This is a genomic window from Pantoea sp. DY-17 (assembly GCF_019795975.1).
GTDB classification, from domain to species: domain Bacteria; phylum Pseudomonadota; class Gammaproteobacteria; order Enterobacterales; family Enterobacteriaceae; genus Pantoea; species Pantoea leporis.
On record NZ_JAIMIG010000001.1, the window covers coordinates 1708916 to 1733472 of the forward strand.

The following is a 24557-nucleotide window of genomic DNA, read 5'->3' on the forward strand; positions in this document are numbered from 1 at the left end:
ATCACGGAAGCGAGAACCAGCCTGCGCTGGTGCAATGTTAAACAGTCCCATCTTTGTTTTCCTCAAATCTCACGCACAAGCGTGTTTGTCAGTATCTATCTATCCGGATGCGTGTCCGGCCTCGTGTGAATGTCAGTGAGTACATCATGCAAAAAAATAACCGACGCGGTTAACGTCGGTTAGTTCTCATTTTGCAGGGCGCGTATTTTGCCCCAACTTATGCCATCGGCACAAGACGTTAGATCAATTCTTCCGGCACTCAGGCATTCTTGAGCATCCAGTCGATTTCCGTCGAGGTGATTAAGCGCTCAAACTGCATCAGTTCATACTGTTTGCAGCTGTGCCACACCCCGCTGAAACGCTCGCCCAGCAGCTTTTGCAGCGGATAGCTATTCTCAAATTCATACAGCGCATCACTCTGCCGAATCGGTAATGCCAGCCCTTCGGCTTCATGTCCATTGCCCTGCACCGCATGCGGTAAAGGTAGCTGATTATCCAGACCGTGCAAAATACCGGCAAGAATTGTTGACACCACCAGATAGGGATTTGCATCTGCACCGGCCACGCGATACTCGATGCGATGGTTATCCGCATCGCCACAAGGCACACGCAGCGCAACCGTACGGTTGTTGTGTCCCCATGACGCCTGCAGCGGTACATAGGCTTCCGGCAGGAAGCGGCGATAGGCGTTCACGTTCGGCGCCAGCAGCGCCATCGAAGCCGGCATTAAATCGATCATGCCCGCCAGCGCGCGTTTCATCAGCGGTGAATCGCTGCCGTCATCAAGCGCAAAGGCGTTGTGATCGGCGGCATCCAGCATGCTGATGTGCACATGCATGCCGCTGCCCGCGTACTCTTCGTAAGGCTTGGCCATGAAAGTGGCGGTCATGCCGTGATTTTCCGCCACCTGACGCACCAGCCGTTTCAGCTGGATAGCGTGATCGCAGGCTTTCAACACGTCACGTGTGTGATGCAGGTTGATTTCGAACTGGCCGGGCGAGGCTTCCGCCAACGCGCCATCGGCGGGAATGCCTTGCAGCTTGGCCAGATGGTCGATGTCCCGCAGTACGTCGGCGAAGTGATCGAGATTATCCACCGAATACACCTGGCTCTGCATATTGCGTTCGTCACTGCCCGGCGAACACGGCGGCTGAATGAAGCCCTCCGCATCACGCTTTTTATCCACCAGATAGAACTCCAGCTCTACCGCTACCACCGGGAACAATCCTCGATTACGCAGCTGTTGCCACAGTCGATTAAGGACATTACGGGGTTCAACGTCAAAGGGAGTGCCATCTTGGTTACACATGGTCAGCAACAACTGAGCGATGTGCGTGGGATCGGCGGCAGAAGGAATCAAGGTGCCGGGCACCGGCATGCAGAGGTGGTCGGGTTCGCCCAGTGACTGACCCAGTCCGGCGTCTTCGACGGTGTTACCGAGAATATCCATAGCGAAAACCGAGGCCGGGAAGTAACACCCTTTTTCCAGTTTTGCCAATGCGGAGATGGGAATGCGTTTACCGCGAAATACCCCATTTAAATCATTAAGAAGAATATCGACATACTGCGTTTCAGGATGGCGTTCCAGCCAGGTTTTGACCTCCAGCTGGAACGCGCTTGTTCGTTTCTCTTCACTGTGTCGCGTGAAGTCTTCTACTTCTACGAGGTTCGTCATGATCCCACCCGCCCTTTACCGTTTAATATTGGTGCGCGCAATGCTCAAAATAACAGCCACTCCACTAACATAGCGCTAACGCAAAAAGTGTGCAAATGTAACAATTCTGTTTGAGGAATGAACGATCGGTTGCTAGATTGACAAAATATTGCACACTTTTAAGGCCAGCCGCGCATTTCCGGCGAAAATATTGAACAGCAACGCGGAGACGTTATGGGCATTATTTTTGACAAGCCCTTGATTGGCGTAGTGATGTGCCAGAACTTTATCGGCAGCCACGCAGGGCAAACGGTTCACAACAAATATCTCGACGCTATCGTGCTTGCCGGTGGCGTGCCGCTGCCCTTGCCGCATCAACTGATGAAGGCACCTCATCTATTAGAAAACAGTATGACCGTGCTGGATGGCATTTTGCTGACTGGCAGCCCCAGCAACATCGAGCCCTGGCATTATGGCGAAGACGGTAAAGAGACGCATGCCGATCCGGCGCGCGATCGCCTTGCTTTTGGTCTCATCACCCATGCGATCGGTAAAAAGATGCCGATGTTCGGCATCTGTCGCGGTTTGCAGGAGCTGGTGGTCGCTAATGGCGGCGCATTGTATCGCCAGCTGCATATGACACATCTGTTTCAGGAGCACCGCGAAAACGACGCGCTGCCGCTGGATGAGCAATATGCGCCAGTGCATACCGTGCAGCCAGAAGTGGATGGCATGCTGAGCCAGCTGCTGGGCAGCGCCGAACCCTTTGCGGTGAATTCGCTGCACGGGCAAGGCATTCGCGAAACCGGTCCGCAGCTGCATATCGAAGCGCGCGCGCCCGACGGGCTGGTTGAAGCCGTAAGCCTGCCAAAGCACCCTTTCGCCCTTGCGGTGCAATGGCATCCGGAATGGCACTCCGAACGCGATCCGGTCTCGCGCCGTTTGTTTGAGGCTTTTATCCACGCCGCGGTCTGTTATCACAAGGAAAAACAGCCATGAATGATGCCACTCTGGCACCCGGACGTCGCTTATCGCAGATCCGGCAGGAGTTGGGATTGTCTCAGCGTCGCGTCGCTGAGTTATCAGGTTTAACGCACAGCGCCATTAGCACTATCGAACAGGACAAAGTGAGCCCGGCCGTCAGCACCTTACAGAAGCTGCTGAAAGTTTATGGGCTTTCGCTCTCAGAGTTTTTCTCCGAACCCAAAATCAATGCCACGCCGCGGGTGATTGTGCGCCCGGAAGAGTGCGTGGAGATCGGCAGCCTTGGCGTATCGCTGATGCTGATCGATAACGGTGCCGCACGGCGCGCGCTGGCGATGCTGCTGGAGCGCTATGAACCCGGTGCCAGCACCGGAGAGAAGTTACGCCATCCCGGCGAGGAAACCGGCACCGTGCTGGAAGGGGAAATCACGCTGGTGGTCAACGGCCAGAGTTACCATCTCTATCGCGGTGAAAGCTATGTGATTGATACCGGCTTGCCGCACAGTTTTACCAATACCTCAGATCAGCCGTGTCGCATTGTTAGCGCGCATACGCCCGCCAATTTCTAAGATTTCGCGCTTAAGGAGGATGTCATGCAACATGTGGGAAGTTATTACGCCGCTACCGCCAACGCCCATGAGCCGTGGCCGGCGCTGCAAGAGTCGGTGCAGTGCGATGTCTGCATCATTGGCGGCGGCTTTACCGGGCTCTCGTCCGCGCTGTTTCTCACCGAAGCCGGTTACGACGTGGTGCTGCTTGAAGCGGCGAAAATCGGCTTTGGCGCCAGCGGCCGCAATGGCGGCCAGGTCGTCAACTCCTACAGCCGCGACGTGGATGTGATTGAGCAGCGCTACGGCAAACAGACCGCACAAATGCTTGGCAGCATGATGTTTGAAGGCGCGGAGATCATTCGCGACCGCATTGACCGTTACGCTATCGCCTGCGACTATCGTCCCGGCGGCATTTTCGCCGCACTGAATCAGCGGCAAATGGGCCATCTACGCAGCCAAAAAGCCCTTTGGGCGCGCTATGGCAATCACGATTTAGAGCTGCTCGACGAACGCGGTATTCGGCGCGAAGTGGCGACCGATCGCTACGTCGGCGGCTTACTCGATAAGCGCGGCGGGCATCTGCATCCGCTCAATCTCGCATTGGGCGAAGCCGAAGCGATTCGCCGTCACGGCGGGCGCATTTATGAGCAGTCGGCGGCGATTGAAGTGAAATACGGCGCACCGCATCGCATAAAAACCGCTAAGGGCGCAGTCAGCGCCACCTTCGTGATTTTTGCCGGTAACGCTTACTTGCCGTCACAGCTTGAACCGCGCCTGACGGGCAAAAGCATGCCGTGCGGCTCGCAGATCGTCACCACCGAACCTTTAACGCGCGATCAGGCTTTGGGTTTGCTGCCGAACAATTACTGCGTTGAAGATTGTAACTATCTGCTCGACTATTTCCGCCTCACCGCCGATAACCGCCTGCTCTACGGCGGCGGCGTAGTGTATGGCGCACGCGAGCCGGATGACATCGAAGCGCTGATTCGCCCCAAGTTGCAGCGCACCTTTCCGCAGTTACGGGATATCAAAATCAGTCACCGCTGGAGTGGCAACTTCCTGCTCACGCTATCGCGCATGCCGCAGTTTGGGCAGGTGGAGAAGAATGCGTTCTTTATGCAGGGCGACAGCGGACACGGCGTGACCTGTACCCATCTTTCGGGAAAGTTAATTGCTGAAGTGCTACGTGGGCACGCCGAGAGATTTGAAGCGTTTGCGAAATTGCCGCATCTGCCGTTTCCAGGTGGGAGACGGTTTAAGGTGCCGCTTACCGCGATGGGAGCGGCGTGGTATGCGTTAAGGGATCGGTTTGGGGTGTGAACCACTGATTACAATTTCTCGACATTCCTTTACCAAAACTTGCTATAAAACAGCAGTAATGTCAGGATCGGGCTCTTTAATTTTTGGGCTGCAAAATGTTGAGGTTGTTCGCCAGATACACTTCTGTAGGTGTAATTAATACGCTCATTCATTGGGGCGTATTTGCCGCACTTTATGCCATCGTTGGTAGCCAATCCCTGTCTAACCTCGTGGCGTTTTGTGTTGCGGTAACCTTTTCCTTCTTTGCCAACGCAAAATGGACGTTTAACGCAGAAGCGACCACCACCCGATATCTTCTCTATATCTGCTTTATGGGCGCAATGGCAACAGCCGTGGGCTGGACAGCTGACTATCTGCACATTAATCCAATTATTACATTGGTTTTCTTCTCTGCACTCAGCTTGGTTTGCGGCTTCGCCTACTCTAAGTTTTTCGTGTTTAGGACGAGTAAATGAAATTTTCTCTGATTGTTCCTGTATTGAATGAAGAGGAGGCCATTCCTCTCTTCTATAAAGCAGTACGCGAATTTGAACCTTTCAAAAAATATAATGTTGAAATCGTTTTTATAAACGATGGCAGCACAGACAGCACTGAAGCGGTTCTAAATGAAATTGAGGCTAATGATGATTTAGTCAAACATATTTCGTTCACACGCAATTTTGGTAAAGAACCGGCCCTTTTCGCTGGCCTTGAAGCGGCAACTGGCGATGCCATCATTCCAATCGATGTGGATTTACAAGATCCTATTGATGTCATTCCTTTAATGGTCGAAAAGTGGCATCTGGGCGCGGATATTGTTCTGGCTAAACGTGTTGATCGTAGCACTGACTCTCATTTAAAGCGTAAGACTGCTGAGTGGTTTTACAAACTGCACAACAAGATCAGTTCGCCGAAGATAGAAGAAAACGTGGGTGATTTCCGCTTAATGTCACGCGACGTAGTGGAAAACATCAAATTGCTGCAGGAACGTAACCTTTTTATGAAAGGTGTTCTCAGCTGGGTCGGCGGCAAAACTGCGGTCGTTGAATATATTCGCGCTGAACGTGTTGCTGGTACAACAAAATTTAATGGCTGGAAACTGTGGAATCTTGCGCTTGAAGGGATTACTTCGTTTTCAACCTTCCCACTTCGGATCTGGACTTATCTCGGACTTGTCGTTGCTGCCCTTTCATTCATCTATGGCGCATGGATGCTGATTGATACTATATTCTGGGGCAACCCTGTTAAAGGTTATCCTTCAATCATGGTTTCAATGCTGTTTTTAGGTGGCGTTCAGCTCATTGGGATTGGTGTGCTTGGGGAATATATTGGTAGGATTTATATAGAGAGCAAGGGTCGTCCAAGATATATTTTGACAAAATGTAAAGATGAAAAAAAACATGACATTTAATATTACGACAAAAAACTTAGACACGTTTAAATCAGCATTCATCGCTGCTTTATTAGCTTATATTTTCGTTTATGGATTTGAGCTAACACATTTTACGTTATCTATAGACGAAGAACCATTAGATAATTTTCTACAAACGCTTTCAGCCGGTAGATGGGGACATGCCTTACTAAGACATTATGTTCTTCCTGAGCCCTATGCTCCTTTTTTCACAACAGCATTAAGTATAATCATTCTATCTTTATCGGCTGCAACCTCATCTATCTATATAGGACTGAACAAGCTTCAATCAATTTCATTCGTAATTATGTTAGCGGCATTACCTCAACTTGCTTATCAGTTGGAATTTTCAAATCAAGCAGATACTGTTTCTTTATCTTTTTTACTCTCAGTTGTTGCACTTTTCATGATTGAAAAGATGAGTGTTATCCGGGCGAGTGCATTTATAATGCTCACCGTGGTATCCCTTTCCGTTTACCAATCAATTTTCCTCTACGCTGCCACACTAACATGCATTAGAATAACAACTGACGCTATTAAAGGTCAGATAATATTTAGACAAGCTCTAAAGAAAATATTTGTATTTAGCTTATTAATAACTCTTTCATTGATAATAAACTCTTTTTTAGCTAAATGGACTGCTTTATATTTTGACGTAACAATATCTAACTACCTTACCTCAATGATAGGATGGGGGAAAAGGGATGTATATGAGGTCTTAAAAAGTGTTTTAATTTTCATGAGAGATTATCTCACCTTTAAATCAGCGTACGGTATAAACGCTTTCCCATTTGTTTTACTTTCTCTTATTACCATTATTATCTTATCAATTAAAAGAAAAAGAGGTGCCCCTCTAATAATTTTAATGGGTTTTGCAACTCTACTGTCAGGTTTTTTATTAAACTTCGCTATAGGTTCAGGTATGCCGCCAAGAGCTATGACCCAAATCCCTCTTGTATTTGCAGGTTTATTTGCTGCAGCATTAGTTATTTCAAGAGTAAGATATATTGGATTAATAATATCAATCATATTCTTATGCATTGGTTCCGCCGCATCCAATAAGCTATTTTATAGTGATTTTATGGCAAGAGAAGCTGACCAAAATCTTTCAAATCAAATTATCACTACTATATATAATAATATCCCTAACTTCGATGAAAAGGTTACACCAGTATTCTTTTATGGAAGTTACTCACCATTAAACTCCTGGAAAATACCATCAGCGGATGTATTCGGCTCTTCATTTTTTGACTGGGATGGTGGGAATAATCGAAGAATGTATATGTACTTGTCTACGGCCAACTTAATTAAGTTAAAAGAGCCAAATGAAATACAAGTCAAAAATTCCATTGTGGCAGCTAAAGATATGCCATCCTGGCCTAACAGGAACTCAATAAAGATATTTGATGGAGTGGTGGTTGTGAAGCTCAGTGATAAACTTAGCCCTTACAATAGATAGCGCATGCTGAAACTATTTAGGAAAGGCTGAGAATATCTACAGCCTTTCCTTTTGTGATTAATAAATGGAAAAAAATTTTTTTAATGTCGCTGATGTAACGTACTTTGCTTAATCAACTCAAATTGAAACACAACTTGAACAGCTCTTTTTAATATTGCTATTCCAGCGGCATTTTCATCGGGTCGTCATACGTATACTCAAACCCCAGCTCACTCGCGATCTTCGAGCCATCAATCACTTTCCCGTTAGAACGCTCCGGCTCAGCGACAAACGTCGGTGGCTCAAGCCCTAGCTGCTTCGAAACGCTAGGATAAAAGCTATCCCGCGACGGGTGTTTCGAGGCACATAAATTGTAAACATGCCCGCCTTTCGGGGTTTGCAGCAACAGCACAATCGCATCAACCACATCATCAAGATGCACCAGATTGACCGCATGACCACCGTTTTCCAGCCCGGTTTTGCCGGCAAGGAAACGCCCCGGATGACGATTCGGCCCCACTAATCCCGCCAGACGCACAATGTCCACGCTGGTGCCGGGCAAATCGTGCAGCCAGTTTTCCAGCTCCACCAGCGTTTTGCCGGCGACGGTTTCCGGCTGCAGCGGACTGCTCTCTTTCATTACCTCCTCACCGCTGCCGTACACTGACGTTGAACTGGTGAAAATAATGCGCGGCACTTTCTTCGCCAGCGCGGTATCCACCACGTTCTGCACCGCCTGCATGTAATCTTCACCGCCTTTCACCGTGCGACTGGCGGGCAAGGTCACCACTAGCGCATCGACTGCCATCAGCGTATCTAACTCTTCGGCTTCACACTCCAGTTCGGGGGTTAGCACCAGCTGGAAGGCTTCGATGCCACAGCGGCGTGCGGCGTCCACGCCATCTGGCGAGGTTTTACTGCCGGTGACCTGCCAGCCGCGTGCCGTTAGCGCCATCGCCAGAGGCATACCCAGCCATCCCAGACCTACAATCGCGACCTTTTTCATATCGACTCCTGCTATGGGCTCACACTTCATCTTAGTGCGGGTAGATGTGCCAAACCAGCGCAAACTGTTTCGGGAGATTCCGGAAATTGACGGTTAAAAAAGGGTTGCCAATTGTCACCATCTTCGTTAGGTTATTCAGCACGCAAATGAATACTCATTCAGCAACGGAATTTACTATGACACGCGTTCAGTTCAACCACCATCATCACCATCACCCTGACTAGTCTTTCAGGCGATGTGTGCTGGGAGACGATTAGGATCTTCCAGTGGTGCGAACGCAAAGAGAGCCCCCGGAAGATCATCTTCCGGGGGTTTTTTTATGGGCGAACGCCAACCAACACGTTCAGACAGGATTGAATAAGAGGACAGGAACCATGTTAGATAACACCCGTATTCGCATAGCTATGCAGAAATCTGGCCGTTTAAGTGATGAATCACGCGAACTGCTGGCACGCTGCGGTATCAAAATTAACCTTCAGCAGCAGCGTCTGATTGCGTTTGCGGAGAACATGCCGATCGACATCCTGCGTGTGCGCGATGACGATATCCCTGGCCTGGTAATGGATGGCGTGGTCGATCTCGGTATCGTCGGTGAAAACGTGCTGGAAGAGGAGCTGCTGAATCGCCGTGCTCAGGGCGAAGATCCGCGTTACTTCACGCTGCGTCGTCTGGATTTCGGCGGTTGTCGCCTGTCGCTGGCGATGCCGGTTGATGAAGAGTACACCGGCCCGCAATGCCTGAATAACGCCCGCATCGCCACCTCTTATCCACACCTGCTGAAGAAATACCTCGATAAACAAGGCGTCGCCTTTAAATCCTGCCTGCTGAACGGTTCTGTCGAAGTTGCTCCTCGCGCTGGCCTGGCCGATGCGATTTGTGACCTGGTTTCAACCGGCGCCACGCTGGAAGCCAACGGCCTGCGCGAAGTGGAAGTGATCTACCGCTCTAAAGCAGTGCTGATCCAGCGCGATGGCGAACTGCCGGCCGCCAAGCAAGAGCTGGTCGACAAAATGATGACGCGTATTCAGGGCGTAATTAAAGCGCGTGAATCCAAGTACATCATGCTGCACGCGCCAAGCGAGCGTCTGGATGAAGTGATTGCGCTGCTGCCGGGCGCTGAGCGTCCAACCGTGCTGCCGCTGGCCGGCGATGTGAGCCGCGTGGCGATGCACATGGTGAGCAGCGAAACGCTGTTCTGGGAAACCATGGAAAAGCTGAAGTCGCTGGGTGCCAGCTCGATCCTCGTGCTGCCAATTGAAAAAATGTTGGAGTAATACGATGAGCACGCTGATGACACCCATTGATTGGCAGCAATGCAGCGCAGAGCAGCAGCAAGCGCTGCTGATGCGTCCGGCGATTTCGGCTTCAGAAACTATCAGCCAGATCGTGCGCGACGTATTAGTGCAAGTGAAAGAGAGTGGCGATGCGGCGCTGCGTGAATTTAGCGCACGCTTCGATAAAGCGCAGGTGGATAACCTGCGCGTCAGCGCCGAAGAGATGCAAGCGGCCAGCGATCGTCTGAGCGACACGCTGAAGCAGGCGATGGCCGTGGCCGTGAGTAATATCGAGACCTTCCACAACGCGCAGATTCTGGCGGAAGTGGATGTGGAAACTCAGCCTGGCGTGCGCTGCCAGCAGATTACCCGTCCGGTGAAATCGGTGGGTTTGTACATTCCTGGCGGTTCCGCCCCGCTGTTCTCAACCGTATTGATGCTGGCGACACCGGCGCGCATCGCCGGTTGCGGTCGCGTGGTGCTGTGCTCGCCGCCGCCGATTGCCGATGAAATTCTTTACGCCGCCCAGCTGTGCGGCGTGAAAGAGGTGTTTCAGGTGGGCGGTTCGCAAGCCATCGCCGCCCTCGCCTTCGGCACCGAAACCGTGCCGAAAGTGGACAAGATTTTTGGCCCTGGCAACGCCTATGTCACCGAAGCCAAACGTCAGGTCAGCCAGCGTTTAGATGGCGCGGCAATTGATATGCCAGCCGGTCCATCGGAAGTGCTGGTGATTGCCGATGAAGGCGCCACGCCCGCGTTCGTGGCATCTGATTTGCTGTCGCAGGCGGAACACGGCCCGGATTCGCAGGTGGTTTTGCTGACGCCGTCGCTGCAACTGGCCGAAGACGTGGCGCAAGCGGTTGAAGAGCAACTGGCGCAGCTGCCGCGTGCGGCTACCGCGCGTCAGGCGTTAGCGAGCAGCCGCCTGATTGTGCTGCGCGATTTAGAGCAGTGCATCGAGATCTCCAACCTGTACGGCCCGGAGCACCTGATCATTCAGACGCGTCAGCCGCGCGATCTGGTCGAAAGCATCACCAGCGCCGGTTCGGTATTCCTTGGCGACTGGTCCCCGGAATCCGCGGGCGATTATGCGTCCGGCACTAACCACGTGCTGCCGACCTACGGCTACACCGCGACCTGTTCCAGCCTTGGCCTGGCCGATTTCCAGAAACGTATGACGGTGCAAGAGCTGACGCCGCAAGGCTTCCTCAATCTTGCCGCGACGATTGAAACGCTGGCCGCCGCCGAGCAGCTGGAAGCCCATAAAAATGCCGTTACCCTGCGTGTTGCCGCGCTGAAGGAGCAAGCATGAGCCTGAATATTGAAGAGTTAGCGCGCGCCAATGTGCGAGCGCTGACGCCGTATCAATCGGCGCGTCGTCTGGGTGGTAACGGTGATGTGTGGCTGAATGCCAACGAATTCCCGCTGCCGGTACCGTTTGAGCTGTCGCAACAGACGCTGAACCGCTATCCGGAATGCCAGCCAAAGATTGTCATTGAGCGCTATGCCGCTTACGCCGGTTTGACGCCGGAGCAGGTTCTGGTCAGCCGCGGTGCGGATGAAGGTATCGAACTGCTGATGCGCGCGTTTTGTGAGCCGGGCAAAGATGCGATTCTGTTCTGCCCGCCAACCTACGGCATGTACAGCGTCAGCGCCGAAACCATCGGCATTGAATACCGCACCGTGGCGGCACTCGATGACTGGCAGCTGAATCTGCCGGCAATTGCTGACCAGCTCGACGGCGTGAAAGTCGTCTATATGTGCAGCCCGAACAATCCGACCGGCAACCTGATCAATCAGGATGACATCCGCGCGCTGCTGGCGATGACCGCCGGTAAAGCGCTGGTGGTGGCCGATGAAGCCTATATCGAGTTCTGCCCGGACGCGACGCTGGCGGGCTGGCTGCAGGAATATCCGCACTTAGTGATTCTGCGCACGCTGTCCAAAGCCTTCGCGCTGGCCGGTTTACGCTGCGGCTTTACCCTGGCGAACCCGCCGGTAATCGATTTGCTGATGAAGGTGATTGCGCCCTATCCGCTGGCGACGCCGGTAGCGGATGTGGCGGGACAAGCGCTGAGCGAGCAAGGCATTGCGCTGATGCGTCAACACGTTGCCGAGTTGAACGCCAATCGTGCCTGGCTGTTTGAGCAGTTGCCGCAGATAAGCGTGGTGCAGCAGGTGTTCCCGAGTGAAACCAACTACATTCTGGCGCGCTTCACTGATTCGCCAAAAGTGTTTAAAACGCTGTGGGATCAAGGCATTATTCTGCGCGACCAAAACAAAAACCCCGGCCTTGCGGGATGCCTGCGCATCTCCATCGGCACCCGTGAAGAGTGCGAGCGCCTGATCGCCGCGCTGCAAGCCTTATCAGTGGAGCAAGCATGAGTCAGAAGATCCTTTTTATCGACCGCGACGGCACCATCATTTCTGAGCCACCCACTGATTATCAGGTGGATCGCATGGAGAAGCTGGCGTTTGAGAAGAACGCCATTCCGGCTCTGCTGGCGTTGCAGGCAGCGGGCTATCAGCTGGTGATGATCACCAATCAGGATGGCCTCGGCACCGACAGCTTCCCGCAGGCCGATTTTGACGGCCCGCACAACCTGATGATGCAGATTCTCCGCTCACAAGGCGTGAATTTCAGCGACATCCTGATCTGCCCGCATATGCCGGAAGATAACTGCGATTGCCGCAAGCCGAAGACCAAAATGGTGGAAGCCTGGCTGGCCGCCGGTGCGCTCGATACCGCCAACAGCTACGTAATTGGTGATCGTCTCACTGATATTCAGCTGGCGCAGAACATGGGCATTCAGGGCCTGCGTTACGGCGCGGAAGGCGAAGATTGGGATGCGATTCAGGCGCGCCTGACCAAGCGCGATCGTTACGCGCTGGTGCAACGCAACACCAAAGAGACGCAGATCAAAGTCGAAGTGTGGCTGGATCGTGAAGGCGGCAGCAAAATTAACACCGGCGTCGGCTTCTTTGATCACATGCTGGACCAGATTGCGGTGCACGGCGGCTTTCGCATGAACATTGATGTGAAAGGCGATCTCTACATCGACGATCACCACACCGTGGAAGATACCGGTCTGGCGCTCGGCGAAGCGCTGCTGAAAGCGCTCGGCGACAAACGTGGCATCGGCCGTTTCGGCTTTGTGTTGCCCATGGATGAGTGCCTGGCGCGCTGCGCGCTGGATATCTCCGGCCGTCCGCACATCGAATTCAAAGCCGAGTTCAGCTACCAGCGCGTGGGCGATCTCAGCACCGAGATGGTCGAGCACTTCTTCAGCTCTCTCTCCTACGCCATGATGAGCACGCTGCACCTGAAAACCAAAGGCCGCAACGATCACCATCGTGTGGAAAGCCTGTTTAAAGCCTTTGGCCGCACGCTGCGCCAGGCGATCCGCGTGGAAGGCAACACCTTGCCGAGCTCGAAAGGAGTGCTGTGATGAACGTGGTGATCCTCGATACCGGCTGCGCCAACCTGTCTTCAGTGAAGTGGGCGATTGAGCGCCTCGGTTATACGCCGCAGGTGAGCCGCGACCCGGATGTGGTGCTGCATGCCGACAAGCTGCTGCTGCCCGGCGTGGGCACCGCGCAGGCGGCGATGAATCAGCTGCAGGAGCGCGATCTCATCGACTTAATCAAAGCCTGTACTCAGCCGGTGCTCGGTATTTGCCTCGGCATGCAGCTGCTCGGTCGCGGTAGTGATGAGAACGGCGGCGTCACCACGCTCGGCCTGGTTGATGAGCCGGTGACGCTAATGGACACGCAGGATTTACCGCTGCCGCACATGGGCTGGAACCAGATCACCGCTAAAGCGGGCCACCATCTGTTCCGCGACATTCCCGATGGCAGCTACTTCTACTTCGTGCACAGCTACGCCATGCCGGTGAATGCCGCAACCATCGCCCAGTGCGATTACGGTTATCCGTTCACTGCTGCCCTGCAGAAAGATAACTTCTTCGGCGTGCAGTTCCACCCGGAGCGTTCGGGCAAAGCCGGCGCGCAGCTGCTGAAAAATTTCCTGGAGATGTGATGATTATCCCCGCATTAGATTTAATCGACGGCAAAGTGGTGCGCCTGCATCAGGGCGATTACGGCCAGCAGCGCGATTACGGCAGCGATCCGCTGCCGCGTTTACAGGATTACCAACGCCAGGGTGCTGAAGTGCTGCATCTGGTGGATTTGACCGGCGCGAAAGATCCGGCCAAACGTCAGATTCCCCTGCTCACCACCTTACTGCGCGGCGTGACCGTGCCGGTGCAGGTTGGCGGCGGCATCCGCAATCGCGATGACGTGGCGGCGCTGTTGGCAGCGGGTGCCACGCGCGTGGTGGTCGGTTCCACCGCGGTGAAGCAACCGGAAGAAGTCAAAAGCTGGTTTAACGAGTTTGGCGCCGACGCCATTGTGCTGGCATTAGATGTGCGCATTGATGCCAACAACCGCAAAGAGGTGGCGATCAGCGGCTGGCAGGAAGCGGCGGGCGTGACGCTGGAAGAGGTGATTGGCTGGTATCAGCCGGTTGGCCTCAGGCATGTGTTGTGCACTGACATTTCGCGCGACGGTACGCTGAGCGGATCCAACGTCGCGCTGTATAAAGAAGTGTCTGCGGCCTTCCCGGACATCGCTTTTCAGTCTTCAGGCGGCATCGGTTCGCTGGATGACATCGCGGCGTTACGCGGCAGCGGCGCACAGGGCGTGATCGTTGGTCGCGCGTTACTGGAAGATAAATTCACGGTGGCGGAGGCAATCGCATGCTGGCAAAACGGATAATTCCTTGTCTCGATGTGCGTGACGGGCAAGTGGTGAAAGGCGTTCAGTTCCGCAACCACGAAATCATTGGTGACATTGTGCCGCTGGCGCAGCGTTATGCGCAGGAAGGTGCGGACGAGCTGGTGTTCTACGATATCACCGCCTCATCGGATGGCCGCGTCGTGGACAAAAGCTGGGTGTCGCGCGTGGCGGAAGTGATCGATATTCCTTTCTGCGTGGCGGGCGGCATTAAGAGCGAAGAAGACGCGGCGCGCATTCTGCAGTTTGGTGCCGACAAGATTTCCATCAACTCGCCGGCCTTAGCCGACCCGACGCTGATTACGCGCCTGGCCGATCGCTTTGGCGTGCAGTGCATCGTGGTGGGCATCGATACCTGGTTTGACGAAGCGAGCGGCAAATATCACGTCAATCAATACACCGGTGACGAAGCACGTACCAAAGTGACCACGTGGGAAACTCTGGATTGGGTGCAGGAAGTGCAGAAGCTGGGCGCGGGTGAAATCGTCCTCAACATGATGAATCAGGATGGCGTGCGTAACGGCTACGATCTGGTGCAGCTGAAGAAAGTGCGCGATGTCTGCAAAGTGCCGCTGATCGCCTCCGGCGGCGCAGGCACTATGCCGCACTTCCTCGACGCCTTTGAGCAGGCGAACGTCGATGGTGCGCTGGCAGCTTCGGTGTTTCACAAACAAATTATCAATATCGGCGAGTTGAAAAACTTCCTGATCGACAACGGTGTGGAGATTCGCGCGTGTTAACTGCAGAACAACTGGCCAGGCTGGATTGGGTCAAAACCGCGGGCATGATGCCCGTTATCGTCCAGCACAACGTTTCCGGCGAAGTGCTGATGCACGGTTATATGAACGAAGAAGCGCTGCAAAAAACCCTCAGCGAGGGCAACGTCACCTTCTTCTCTCGCACCAAAAACCGTTTATGGACCAAAGGCGAAACCTCGGGCCACTTCCTGCAAGTGGCGAGCATTACGCCGGACTGCGACAACGATACCTTGCTGGTGCTGGCCAATCCGATTGGCCCAACCTGCCATCTCGGCACTTCCAGCTGCTTCTCACCGGCTGCGCCAGACTGGACGTTCCTCTATCAGCTCGAGCAGCTGCTGGCTTCGCGCAAAAGCGCCGATCCCGAGAGTTCGTATACCGCGAAGCTTTATGCCAGTGGCACCAAGCGTATCGCGCAGAAAGTGGGTGAAGAAGGCGTGGAAACGGCGTTGGCGGCAACGGTTAACGATCGTCACGAGCTGACCAATGAAGCTTCGGATCTGCTTTATCACCTGATGGTGCTGTTGCAAGATCAGGAGCTGGATTTGAGCACCATCATCAATAATCTGCGCGCACGTCATAAATAACGTTTCGTAGGGTCGCCATTCATGGCGACCAATGTCCCAGGCGCGCATAAATGCGCACCCTACGCTATTCATCAGCATGGAAAACACCATGACCACCCATGAAAAACTGATCGCCCTGCTTGACCAACATCAGGCGCGCTATCGCGTGATGGAGCATGAAGCGACCGGCAAGTGCGAAGCGGTGGCGGCGATTCGCGGCACGGAAGTTGGGCAAGGCGCGAAGGCGCTGGTGTGTCATGTGAAAGGCAACGGCATCAAGCAACATGTGCTGGCGGTGCTGCCTGCCGATCAGCAAGCGGATCTCAGCAAGGTTGCTGCAGCGGTTGGCGGTCGACGCGCTTCGCTGGCCTCGCCTGCGGAAGTGGATACGCTGACAGGCTGCGTATTTGGGGCTATTCCGCCGTTTAGCTTCCATCCTGATTTACAGCTGGTGGTCGATCCGCTGCTGCTTGAACGCTATGACGAAATCGCCTTCAATGCCGGATTGCTGGAGCAATCGGTAGTGCTCAACATTGCAGATTACCAGGCACTGCATAATGGTAACGTGATGAAAATAATCCTCTAATTGCCTTGCCAGGCCCTGAGCGGTACTCTTTCTGACTCAACATCACATCAAAAGAAGACCGATATTATGGCAAGTTCTCATTTAACCGCCCGCCTGCGTCACACGCTGGCGCTGGCTGTGCTGGCAAGTTGCGCGTTTGGCGCGCAGGCAAAAATTGATCAGGTGCGTTTCGCAGTGGATCCCACCTACCCTCCTTTTGAATCCAAAACGCCACAGGGCAAACTGGTTGGTTTCGATATCGACCTCGGTAATGCGCTGTGCCAGCAGATGCAGGCCAAATGCGTGTGGGTGGAGAGCCAGTTCGATGGCATGATCCCGGCGCTGAAAGCGCGTAAGTTCGACGCCATCTTGTCTGATATGGGTATCACCGAAGAACGTCTGAAGCAGATTGATTTCACCGTGCCGCTGTACGACACCCATACCCAGCTGATTGCGCGTAAAGGTTCTGGCTTGCTGCCAACTGCTGAATCGCTAAAAGGCAAAACCGTGGGCGTTGAGCAAGGCACCGTGCAGGAGCGTTATGCGTTGGCAAAATGGCAGCCGCATGGCGTGCAGGTTGTACCTTATGGCGATCAGGCACAAGTTGAGAGCGATTTGATTTCGGGTCGTCTTGATGTGGTGTTTACCGATGCTGCTCAAGCCGCCAATGGTTTCCTGAAACATCCGCAGGGCAAAGATTTCGAATTGGCCGGCCCGATTGTGCAGGACCCAATTATCGGTCCGGGCACCGCGATTGGCCTGCGTAAAGGCGACACCGAACTGAAAACCGCACTGGATAACGCGTTTGCCGAACTGAAGAAGAACGGCACTTTCGATAAAATTCAGAAACAGTACTTCGCGACGGACATCTCCATTCAGCAGTAATCTTTTGGGCGGCTTTTTTGCCGCCCTTTTTGCACTCAGCACTATAATTCCATCAGAAAATGCATCTGGCGTCGCTGAAAGCGTGCCACGAATAAAGGACATCGATAGCGTTATGCAACAACAACATCATCCTCTATTAAGCGCCTCGCTGGGCACGCAACGCGAAATTGTCAGCTTCCACTTCGGCACCGATTCGCAGCAACGCGTCTATATTCAGGCTGCGCTGCACGGTGATGAACTGCCGGGTATGGCGGTGGCGTGGTACTTGAAACAGAAACTGCTGGCGCTGGAATCTGCTGGACAACTCAAAGCCAAAATCACATTGGTGCCGGTGGCCAATCCTTTAGCCATGGGACAGCATTGGCATGGTAGCCATTTGGGGCGTTTCCATACGTTATCAGGACAAGACTTTAACCGCCGCTTCCCGGCATTGGGTGAAGCCTTAGTTGAAGAACTCGCTGGCTCACTGACACAAAGTGAATACGAAAATAAACGCCTGATCAGGGAAGCGATTGATCGCCATTATCGTGACCGCATTGCCCGCACCGAACTGGATGCCCAGCGCTTTACGCTGATGCGTATGGCGAGCCAAGCCGATTTGATGATTGATCTGCATTGTGACTGGGATGCGCTGCCACACCTCTACACCACGCCGCACGCATGGCCGGACATTGAACCGTTGGCGCGTTGGTTAGGCAGTGAAGTGCAGTTGCTGGCGCAGATATCTGGCGGTGAACCGTTTGATGAGGCTTGCTGTGAGCCGTGGCTAACATTGGCAGAGCGTTTTGGTGATGAGTATCCAATGCCGCGCGGCTTGCTGCCGGTGACGCTGGAACTGCGCGGTGTGGCGGATGTATCGCCTGAGATGGCGGAGAAAGATGCTGACGCGATTATCAATGCACTGATTGAGGGCGGATATATTACCGGTGAGGTGGGTGAATCCCCTGCCCTGATTCATCCGGCGACGGCGCTGGCGGGATGTGAGTATATCCATGCGGCACAATCTGGATTGGTGTTTTACCGACGTAATTTGGGCGAGTGGATTAAGGCTGGAGAAGTAGTGGCGGAGGTTGTTGATCCGATTAATGACCAGGTGATGCCGCTGGTGGCAGAGTTTGGTGGCGTGTTGTATGCGAGGAATTTGACCAAGTTTGTGACGGCGGGGATGTTGGTGGTGCGGTTGGCTGGTGAGAATGCGGGGAGACGGGGGGAGTTGTTGGTGGGGTAATTCTAGAACTAAAGAGGGTTGAATATTTGGCCCAACAAGATAAGTGGGCCAACAAATTTTGTTCAATTTCAATAAAAACCAGTACTCAGTTACGTTTAAACTTTCTCATTAAAGCTCTTAGAGGCTGGGTAATCCTCCAGCTATTAGAGGTTAATGTTGCATGGTTTTCTGTAGTAATATTTTTTAGCTGCATAGAAATACGAGCATTTTCTTCTAATAAGTTTTCGTAAGATAACTCTTTTTGACTAATCTCATTGAGCAAATTTTTAATCTTTACATTTAATTCATGTTGAGAAAGTTCAATTTGTTGTTGCAAAGAAATATTAATATTTTCGTTATCAACTCCATTCGTAACTAACTTTGCCCATTCCATTTCAGGGAATGTCTCAAGTTAGCTCTAGATGTTTTTCTCTTGTGGTATACATTTTTTAGACCCTGCGAACTTTTATTTCTTGAAAAAACATCGTAGTCAGTTATTGTGATATGAAGAGAGCCAAATATGTTACTTTCTGATTTTTTCTTTTTTAAAATACATAATGAATTCACAAAATTAACTGAGTAAATAGTTAAGTAGTCGACAGTATCAATGGATTCACAATCATAAAAACGATAAAAATGGAGATAAATAATCTTTCCCATTACGCTTAACACCCCCAATGCTCCTGATTTGGAACATCTGCGAGATCCGTTACAAATGACGTTAAAGAGTTAATGTAGTATAAGCACTCCTCTAATTTTCAACTAACAACTCGCTTGAAAATCTTCAATGATACAAATTCAATCATCAGAAATTAATGGAAAGCAAAGCAATGATTGTTATATCCAAAGAAAAATTCAAGGCATTATCGACATTCGGTTGAAAGCAGAGAAAATTGATACAACTGTTTCTTTATATAAAATTTTGAGGGCTTTCACATTCCCACTTCATTTGAAGCATTGTTTCAGTTTAATTTTACGCAATCAGGATTTATATTACAGCCAAATAGATACTGAGACGTTCAAAAATGATCATTCCAATATTCAAGCGAACCATCATTTTTCATGCCAATTTCTAAGTAAATTGACGCAAAGTAGTGCAATTAAAGGGGAAAGTTCATTATAAATATCGGAATAAACATCTTTTTTTATCAACTGGAAAAGTAACATAAAAATGACTGTTATTAACATTAATTACTTTGCTATTCTAGCATATAAACATTTTAATATTATGTGTTCCACACATAATAAACCTTGATATGAAAGCTTCAAGGAAATATAATTATGCACTTATAAAGATATCAGCATAACATTCGAATTTGAAAACCCTAAAGCGTGAGGATAAAGGATGGCAATTTATCCTTTTTTTCAACCTGATAATAGATTGAACCCCTATGAAATATTCATCTTTTTTTAAATTACTTAGAAGTGACCCAGTTTTGGACTCACAATCACAGAATATTGCGCATGTGCCCTCACATAACCACTTCGAAGATTTTTTATCTAATCTTGTAAGGTTGCGTCCGGACTTATCAGATGCATATATTAAAAGTCTTTTATTAGATGAAAAAAAATATCTCTCATTCTATGAAGATATAAGAAACTCAGGATTGTCGGGGATTCATCATTACTATACATATGGATTTAAGGAAGGTCGCGAGTTTTTTGAACCCAATTTTCGAGCCATAAAAAAAACAAAACATTTTGAATCTGGCCAGTCAATAATTTTTTTCGATTCTGACAAGACAAATGCTTCTAATCTCTATCGCGGGTACTTCCCTGAAGTGCGGAAAAAGTCTTCCGTAATCATCGATCGAGACATGAGTTTTCTGGACTCAGTCAAAGAGATATTTATTGCAAAAGAAGTGGTATTCATCCGTCCCAGTAGTGGTAGCCGTAAAACAAAATACTTTGTACAACTTTGTCGTACTTTGAATGTAACAATCACGATTGATATGGATGACCTTTTACTTCCGGATTACTCGGAATACGAAGGGGCTGTGCGATCAGGTATTTCGGACTACCATCAAACACTCAAAGAGAGGACTCAAGATTCATCTATTTTATTAGGCGTAGATAAGATGATATGCTCAACTAAAACTATTGCAGGATTACACTCTGATTTAATTAAGGATATTTCGATTTCTAAGAATAAATTACCTCGCGAGTACTTTATTCCCAGAGAGAAAGTAGCCAATAAAATTATTAATAGTAAAGTGCGCGTATTATACTTATCAGGATCAAAAACTCACTTAAAAGATTATAGTACAATTAGTGGCCCCCTAATTAAACTGGCACAAAACTATCCTAATAAATTTAGTTTAAGTTTATTAGGTATGGTTAGCGACCAAACGTCTATATTCTCACATATGGGTGTAGAGTGTAATCTTATGCCATTAGTTAATTTTGATGAAATGCTCGCCGAAATTAATAAACATGATATCGTTTTAGTTCCGTTAGAAAAAACTGTTTTTAATGATGCTAAATCTAATATCAAGTTTATAGAAGCTGCATCACAGGGCGTTGCTGTTATCGCATCTTCCGTTACAGAATACGATGATTGCATAACTAATAACGAAAACGGTTGGATATGCTCCACTGAAGATGAATGGTTTGCAACTCTTTCATATTTATTCGATAATCCAGAAGCAATTACTAACGCTTCGCTTAAAGCGTATGACTCAGCTATTGCAGGTTACAGTTTATGAATAATTTTATTGTCAAAGGCACTTTTACTTCCACTGGAAATAACAGGTCTGATAGTCATATTATCTACTTGCCATTTAATAAGTCTCACTTTGAACTTGCTTTAATAGTTGCAGAGCAAAGTCTTTATGAAAGCTATATATATTCCGAAAACTTTGAATTAATTGCAAAAGAGTATTTGACTTTAAACCCTAAAAGTAAAATAAAATTCATACTCGACAAAAACTCGGCTGCTGGACTTTTACCAAATATGGATAAAGCAGTAGTTTTTTTGGGGTATGTACTTCCATTCATTCCTATTACAATTAATGAAATTGTCTCTGCTTGTCTGAAGGTTAAATTGCCTATATATGAAATCCCACATGGCATGTTCCAGACAGGAATAAACTTAGCTGATGACTCAAAACTAATTAGCACACATTCACATTATTTTGGTTTTGGTGGTATGTTGCCATCAATTTCTGATAAAAAGCTACAGTGGTTTGGCGATAAAGGATTTGGATACCCAAGGACGATAAAAAAAGGATCTTATAAAACAAGGCAGTTACCAAAATTTACTTTAATTACTTCTAATACTAATTGGTATCTATACTCACCTAAAGATAAAAGAACCTTTTACGCTGAAATATTTGATTACGCTAACAGTAATCCTGCAGAAATTTTTATTTGGTGTGTTCATCCTGCAGAATTATCTGAACAAGCATTCAGCTCAAATGCGTTAGATTACAGACCAAGAAACATATATTTATATGGAATAGATAAGGATATTTATTTCAGTGGGATTGGCGGTTCTGATGATCTAATACCGTACTGTGAGTATGGTATTTCTACAGTCACAACGTGTTTATTAGATTACGAATTATACAACAAAAGGGTTAATCTATTTAGATGTGATGGCGTAGATGACCTAATTAAAGTCATTGCTGAAAAGCATACATTCTCAAAATCATCAGAAATATCACCTGACGCATGTTTTTTCAGAACAGGCTACCTCAAGGACTTTGATCCTGAAACCTATGATCATCTTCTCTCAGAAGAAATTATTATTTCAGACAATTTAAAACATAATTATTTGTCATCATTTTTGGCACTGCCAATGTCAGTTTAAAAAAAAGCCTCTTATTGAGGCTTTTTTTTACTATTACTTAATCCAACCACTCGGTGTGGAATACGCCATCCTTATCAATACGCTTATAAGTATGCGCACCGAAATAATCACGCTGAGCCTGAATCAGATTCGCCGGCAAAACTTCTGAACGATAGCTATCGTAGTATGCAATAGCAGCAGAGAAGGTCGGCGTCGGAATACCGTTCTGTATAGCGTAAGACACTACATCACGCAGCGCCTGCTGGTACTCATCAGCGATATTCTTGAAGTATGGATCCAGCAGCAGGTTTGCGATGTCTGCATCATTAGCATAAGCATCAGTAATTTTCTGCAGGAACTGAGCACGGATGATGCAACCAGCACGGAAGATCTTCGCAATCTCGCCGTAATGCAGATCCCAGTTGTTTTCTTCGGAAGCAGCACGCAGTTGAGAGAAGCCCTGAGCATATGAGACGATTTTACCCAGGTACAATGCACGGCGCACTTTTTCTACGAACTCAGCTTTATCTCCGGCAAAGGCTTTCGCCTGCGGGCCGCTGAGTACCTTGGAAGCTGCAACACGCTGAGTTTTCAGAGAAGACAAATAGCGTGCAAACACTGATTCGGTGATCAAGGAAAGTGGCTCGCCCAGATCCAATGAGCTCTGGCTAGTCCATTTACCGGTGCCTTTGTTAGCGGCTTCATCCAGAATTACATCAACCAGATATTTACCGTCTTCATCTTTCTTAGTGAAGATATCTTTAGTGATGTCGATCAGATAGCTGCTCAGCTCACCGTTGTTCCACTCAGTAAAGTTTTCAGCGAGCTCTTCATTATTCAGGCCCAATGCACCTTTGAGCAATGCGTAGGCTTCCGCAATCAACTGCATGTCGCCGTATTCGATGCCGTTATGCACCATCTTCACATAGTGGCCCGCACCATTCGGACCGATGTAAGCCACACAGGCTTCGCCATCTTCCGCACGTGCTGCAATCTTATCCAGGATCGGTGCAACCAGCTCGTACGCTTCTTTCTGGCCACCAGGCATGATGGATGGGCCTTTCAATGCGCCCTCTTCACCACCGGAGACGCCGGTACCGATGAAGTTGAAGCCCTGGTCAGACAGTTCTTTGTTACGGCGGATGGTGTCTTTATAAAAGGTGTTACCACCATCAATCAGGATGTCGCCCTTGTCCAAATGCGGGGTCAATGAAGCAATCGTTTTATCTGTAGCTTCACCAGCCTGTACCATCAAAAGAATACGACGTGGTTTTTCCAGAGATTCAACGAACTCTTCAACAGTATAAAAAGGTGCCAGTTTCTTGCCCTGGTTCTCCGCGATGACTTCGTCAGTCTTTTCGCGCGAACGGTTGAAGATAGAAACAGTGTAACCGCGGCTCTCAATGTTAAGAGCCAAGTTACGGCCCATCACTGCCATACCTACAACACCGATTTGTTGCTTGGACATTATCTACTCCTGTCTGAAGTTACCGTCACAAACACAAGTTTGTGATTGAAGTGGCAAATATGTTAACTCATCTATCACCAATAAAGGTAGTGAATGGTGCGATGATAAAACACACAAGAATTGTGGATGATTATGTATTGGTTAACAAATCACCTTTTTTGATATCTGACTTGAAATATAACGGCAGTACTTCCTCTGGAGTACCGTCCATTTTTACCGTGCCATGCTCTAACCAAAGAATCCTTGTACAGGTTTTTCTCAACAATTCGTTACTATGGCTTGCAAGAATCAATATCTTCGTTGCATTAATAATATTGGTTAATCGTGTTTCGGCTTTTTCTTTAAAGCCTTCGTCGCCTACAGACAACCATTCATCCATAAGGAGAATTTCGGGAGTAAAAATAGTACTAACACTAAACCCTAAACGCATTTGCATGCCAGAGGAGTATGTTCGAACAGGCATGTCAATAAAGTCACCCAGATCGGTGAATTCAATGATCTCTTGAATTCGGGCATCAATTTCTTTTTTGCGCAGTCCTAATAGGGCACCACGAATGTAGATGTTTTCTCTGCCTGTAAATTCCTGATTGATCCCTAATGATATAGAAATTAAAGAACCAATATCCCCTTCAATCTTAGCGCTGCCACTGGTTGGATGATAGACCTTACTAAACATCCTCAGCAGCGTTGTTTTACCCGCACCATTATGGCCAATTAATCCAACTCGCTCACCATCTTTAATTTCGAAGTTAAGGTTATTGAGGGCCGAAACCACAACTTTACCATCATGCTGACCAACCTTTCCACCGGTAGCAAAATTGATAAAGTTCTTTTTAATCGATCTTGCCTGGGCGTCAAATATTGGAAAGTCAATGCCCACATTTTCAAATTTTATGTTAGCCATTAC

25 protein-coding genes and 1 other annotated feature are annotated in these 24557 nt (G+C 49.5%); of the genes, 20 read left to right on the plus strand and 5 right to left on the minus strand.

Annotation, left to right across the window (positions count from 1 at the left end; genetic code table 11):
* Positions 1-259: 259 nt before the first annotated feature.
* The gene (locus tag K5Y33_RS08085) at positions 260-1675 is read right to left on the minus strand and encodes a glutamine synthetase family protein (protein WP_101763399.1); all 1416 of its coding nucleotides are present in this window, start codon (positions 1673-1675) and stop codon (positions 260-262) included.
* Between the two features lie 213 nt (positions 1676-1888).
* Here K5Y33_RS08085 and puuD point away from each other — a divergent pair, with 213 nt between their 5' ends.
* The 6 genes from puuD (at position 1889) to K5Y33_RS08115 (ending at position 7358) form a co-directional block, all read left to right on the plus strand.
* Positions 1889-2653, plus strand: coding sequence for a gamma-glutamyl-gamma-aminobutyrate hydrolase (puuD, locus tag K5Y33_RS08090; RefSeq protein ID WP_222233658.1), 765 nt, complete (start codon positions 1889-1891; stop codon positions 2651-2653).
* Positions 2650-3207 (plus strand): HTH-type transcriptional regulator PuuR, encoded by a 558-nt coding sequence (gene puuR, locus K5Y33_RS08095; RefSeq protein ID WP_008104818.1) that lies wholly within the window; start codon positions 2650-2652, stop codon positions 3205-3207. Before puuD ends, puuR begins: the two co-directional genes overlap by 4 nt.
* Positions 3208-3231: 24 nt before the next feature.
* Positions 3232-4509 (plus strand): FAD-binding oxidoreductase, encoded by a 1278-nt coding sequence (locus K5Y33_RS08100; RefSeq protein WP_222233659.1) that lies wholly within the window; start codon positions 3232-3234, stop codon positions 4507-4509.
* Between the two features lie 95 nt (positions 4510-4604).
* On the plus strand, positions 4605-4964 hold the full coding sequence (locus K5Y33_RS08105) for a GtrA family protein (RefSeq protein ID WP_101763396.1): 360 nt from the start codon (positions 4605-4607) through the stop codon (positions 4962-4964).
* Entirely contained in the window at positions 4961-5899 is a 939-nt protein-coding gene (locus K5Y33_RS08110; RefSeq protein WP_222233660.1) for a glycosyltransferase family 2 protein, read from the plus strand. The genes K5Y33_RS08105 and K5Y33_RS08110 overlap by 4 nt, the downstream gene beginning before the upstream one ends.
* Entirely contained in the window at positions 5889-7358 is a 1470-nt protein-coding gene (locus K5Y33_RS08115; RefSeq protein ID WP_222233661.1) for a glucosyltransferase domain-containing protein, read from the plus strand. Before K5Y33_RS08110 ends, K5Y33_RS08115 begins: the two co-directional genes overlap by 11 nt.
* A gap of 157 nt (positions 7359-7515) precedes the next feature.
* On the opposite strand, the gene K5Y33_RS08120 is transcribed toward K5Y33_RS08115, so the two are convergent.
* On the minus strand, positions 7516-8343 hold the full coding sequence (locus tag K5Y33_RS08120; protein WP_222233662.1) for an SDR family oxidoreductase: 828 nt from the start codon (positions 8341-8343) through the stop codon (positions 7516-7518).
* A gap of 176 nt (positions 8344-8519) precedes the next feature.
* On the opposite strand from K5Y33_RS08120, the gene hisL reads away from it, so the two are divergent.
* The 12 genes from hisL to K5Y33_RS08180 all read left to right on the plus strand — a co-directional run bounded on the left by hisL (position 8520) and on the right by K5Y33_RS08180 (position 18413).
* Positions 8520-8567, plus strand: a complete 48-nt coding sequence (gene hisL / locus K5Y33_RS08125) for a his operon leader peptide (RefSeq protein WP_100396937.1) — start codon at positions 8520-8522, stop codon at positions 8565-8567.
* Positions 8543-8664: a sequence feature (His leader region), on the plus strand. (Overlaps the previous gene by 25 nt.)
* 53 nt (positions 8665-8717) lie before the next feature.
* The gene (hisG, locus tag K5Y33_RS08130) at positions 8718-9617 is read left to right on the plus strand and encodes an ATP phosphoribosyltransferase (RefSeq protein WP_008104821.1); all 900 of its coding nucleotides are present in this window, start codon (positions 8718-8720) and stop codon (positions 9615-9617) included.
* A gap of 4 nt (positions 9618-9621) precedes the next feature.
* A complete protein-coding gene (hisD, locus tag K5Y33_RS08135) occupies positions 9622-10929 on the plus strand; it encodes a histidinol dehydrogenase (RefSeq protein ID WP_222233663.1) in 1308 nt (435 codons plus the stop codon).
* Positions 10926-12002 (plus strand): histidinol-phosphate transaminase, encoded by a 1077-nt coding sequence (hisC, locus tag K5Y33_RS08140; protein WP_222233664.1) that lies wholly within the window; start codon positions 10926-10928, stop codon positions 12000-12002. The genes hisD and hisC overlap by 4 nt, the downstream gene beginning before the upstream one ends.
* Positions 11999-13066 carry a bifunctional histidinol-phosphatase/imidazoleglycerol-phosphate dehydratase HisB gene (gene hisB, locus K5Y33_RS08145; protein ID WP_137386098.1) on the plus strand — a complete coding sequence of 356 codons (1068 nt, stop codon included), beginning with the start codon at positions 11999-12001 and terminating at the stop codon, positions 13064-13066. The genes hisC and hisB overlap by 4 nt, the downstream gene beginning before the upstream one ends.
* Positions 13066-13656, plus strand: a complete 591-nt coding sequence (gene hisH / locus K5Y33_RS08150; RefSeq protein WP_101763389.1) for an imidazole glycerol phosphate synthase subunit HisH — start codon at positions 13066-13068, stop codon at positions 13654-13656. Before hisB ends, hisH begins: the two co-directional genes overlap by 1 nt.
* Complete coding sequence (hisA, locus tag K5Y33_RS08155; RefSeq protein WP_222233665.1) at positions 13656-14393, plus strand: 1-(5-phosphoribosyl)-5-[(5-phosphoribosylamino)methylideneamino]imidazole-4-carboxamide isomerase; 738 nt, start codon at positions 13656-13658, stop codon at positions 14391-14393. The genes hisH and hisA overlap by 1 nt, the downstream gene beginning before the upstream one ends.
* Entirely contained in the window at positions 14375-15151 is a 777-nt protein-coding gene (gene hisF / locus K5Y33_RS08160; RefSeq protein WP_137386100.1) for an imidazole glycerol phosphate synthase subunit HisF, read from the plus strand. Before hisA ends, hisF begins: the two co-directional genes overlap by 19 nt.
* Positions 15145-15756, plus strand: a complete 612-nt coding sequence (gene hisIE, locus K5Y33_RS08165; RefSeq protein ID WP_101763386.1) for a bifunctional phosphoribosyl-AMP cyclohydrolase/phosphoribosyl-ATP diphosphatase HisIE — start codon at positions 15145-15147, stop codon at positions 15754-15756. Before hisF ends, hisIE begins: the two co-directional genes overlap by 7 nt.
* An 88-nt stretch (positions 15757-15844) precedes the next feature.
* Positions 15845-16321 carry a YbaK/prolyl-tRNA synthetase associated domain-containing protein gene (locus tag K5Y33_RS08170; protein WP_222233666.1) on the plus strand — a complete coding sequence of 159 codons (477 nt, stop codon included), beginning with the start codon at positions 15845-15847 and terminating at the stop codon, positions 16319-16321.
* 66 nt (positions 16322-16387) lie between these two features.
* Positions 16388-17185: an ABC transporter substrate-binding protein gene (locus K5Y33_RS08175; RefSeq protein WP_222233667.1), complete on the plus strand. Its 798-nt coding sequence runs from the start codon at positions 16388-16390 to the stop codon at positions 17183-17185.
* Between the two features lie 112 nt (positions 17186-17297).
* On the plus strand, positions 17298-18413 hold the full coding sequence (locus K5Y33_RS08180) for a succinylglutamate desuccinylase/aspartoacylase family protein (RefSeq protein ID WP_222233668.1): 1116 nt from the start codon (positions 17298-17300) through the stop codon (positions 18411-18413).
* Positions 18414-18498: 85 nt separating this feature from the next.
* On the opposite strand, the gene K5Y33_RS08185 is transcribed toward K5Y33_RS08180, so the two are convergent.
* A complete protein-coding gene (locus K5Y33_RS08185) occupies positions 18499-18786 on the minus strand; it encodes a hypothetical protein (RefSeq protein ID WP_222233669.1) in 288 nt (95 codons plus the stop codon).
* A gap of 997 nt (positions 18787-19783) precedes the next feature.
* On the opposite strand from K5Y33_RS08185, the gene K5Y33_RS08190 reads away from it, so the two are divergent.
* Together K5Y33_RS08190 and K5Y33_RS08195 are read left to right on the plus strand one after the other, a co-directional pair.
* Positions 19784-21097, plus strand: a complete 1314-nt coding sequence (locus tag K5Y33_RS08190) for a glycosyltransferase (RefSeq protein WP_222233670.1) — start codon at positions 19784-19786, stop codon at positions 21095-21097.
* Positions 21094-22203 (plus strand): hypothetical protein, encoded by a 1110-nt coding sequence (locus K5Y33_RS08195; RefSeq protein ID WP_222233671.1) that lies wholly within the window; start codon positions 21094-21096, stop codon positions 22201-22203. The genes K5Y33_RS08190 and K5Y33_RS08195 overlap by 4 nt, the downstream gene beginning before the upstream one ends.
* Before the next feature lie 37 nt (positions 22204-22240).
* Here K5Y33_RS08195 and gndA read toward each other — a convergent pair whose 3' ends face one another.
* Positions 22241-23650 carry an NADP-dependent phosphogluconate dehydrogenase gene (gene gndA / locus K5Y33_RS08200; RefSeq protein WP_222233672.1) on the minus strand — a complete coding sequence of 470 codons (1410 nt, stop codon included), beginning with the start codon at positions 23648-23650 and terminating at the stop codon, positions 22241-22243.
* Between the two features lie 130 nt (positions 23651-23780).
* Positions 23781-24554: an ABC transporter ATP-binding protein gene (locus K5Y33_RS08205; protein WP_222233673.1), complete on the minus strand. Its 774-nt coding sequence runs from the start codon at positions 24552-24554 to the stop codon at positions 23781-23783.
* Positions 24555-24557: the final 3 nt, after the last annotated feature.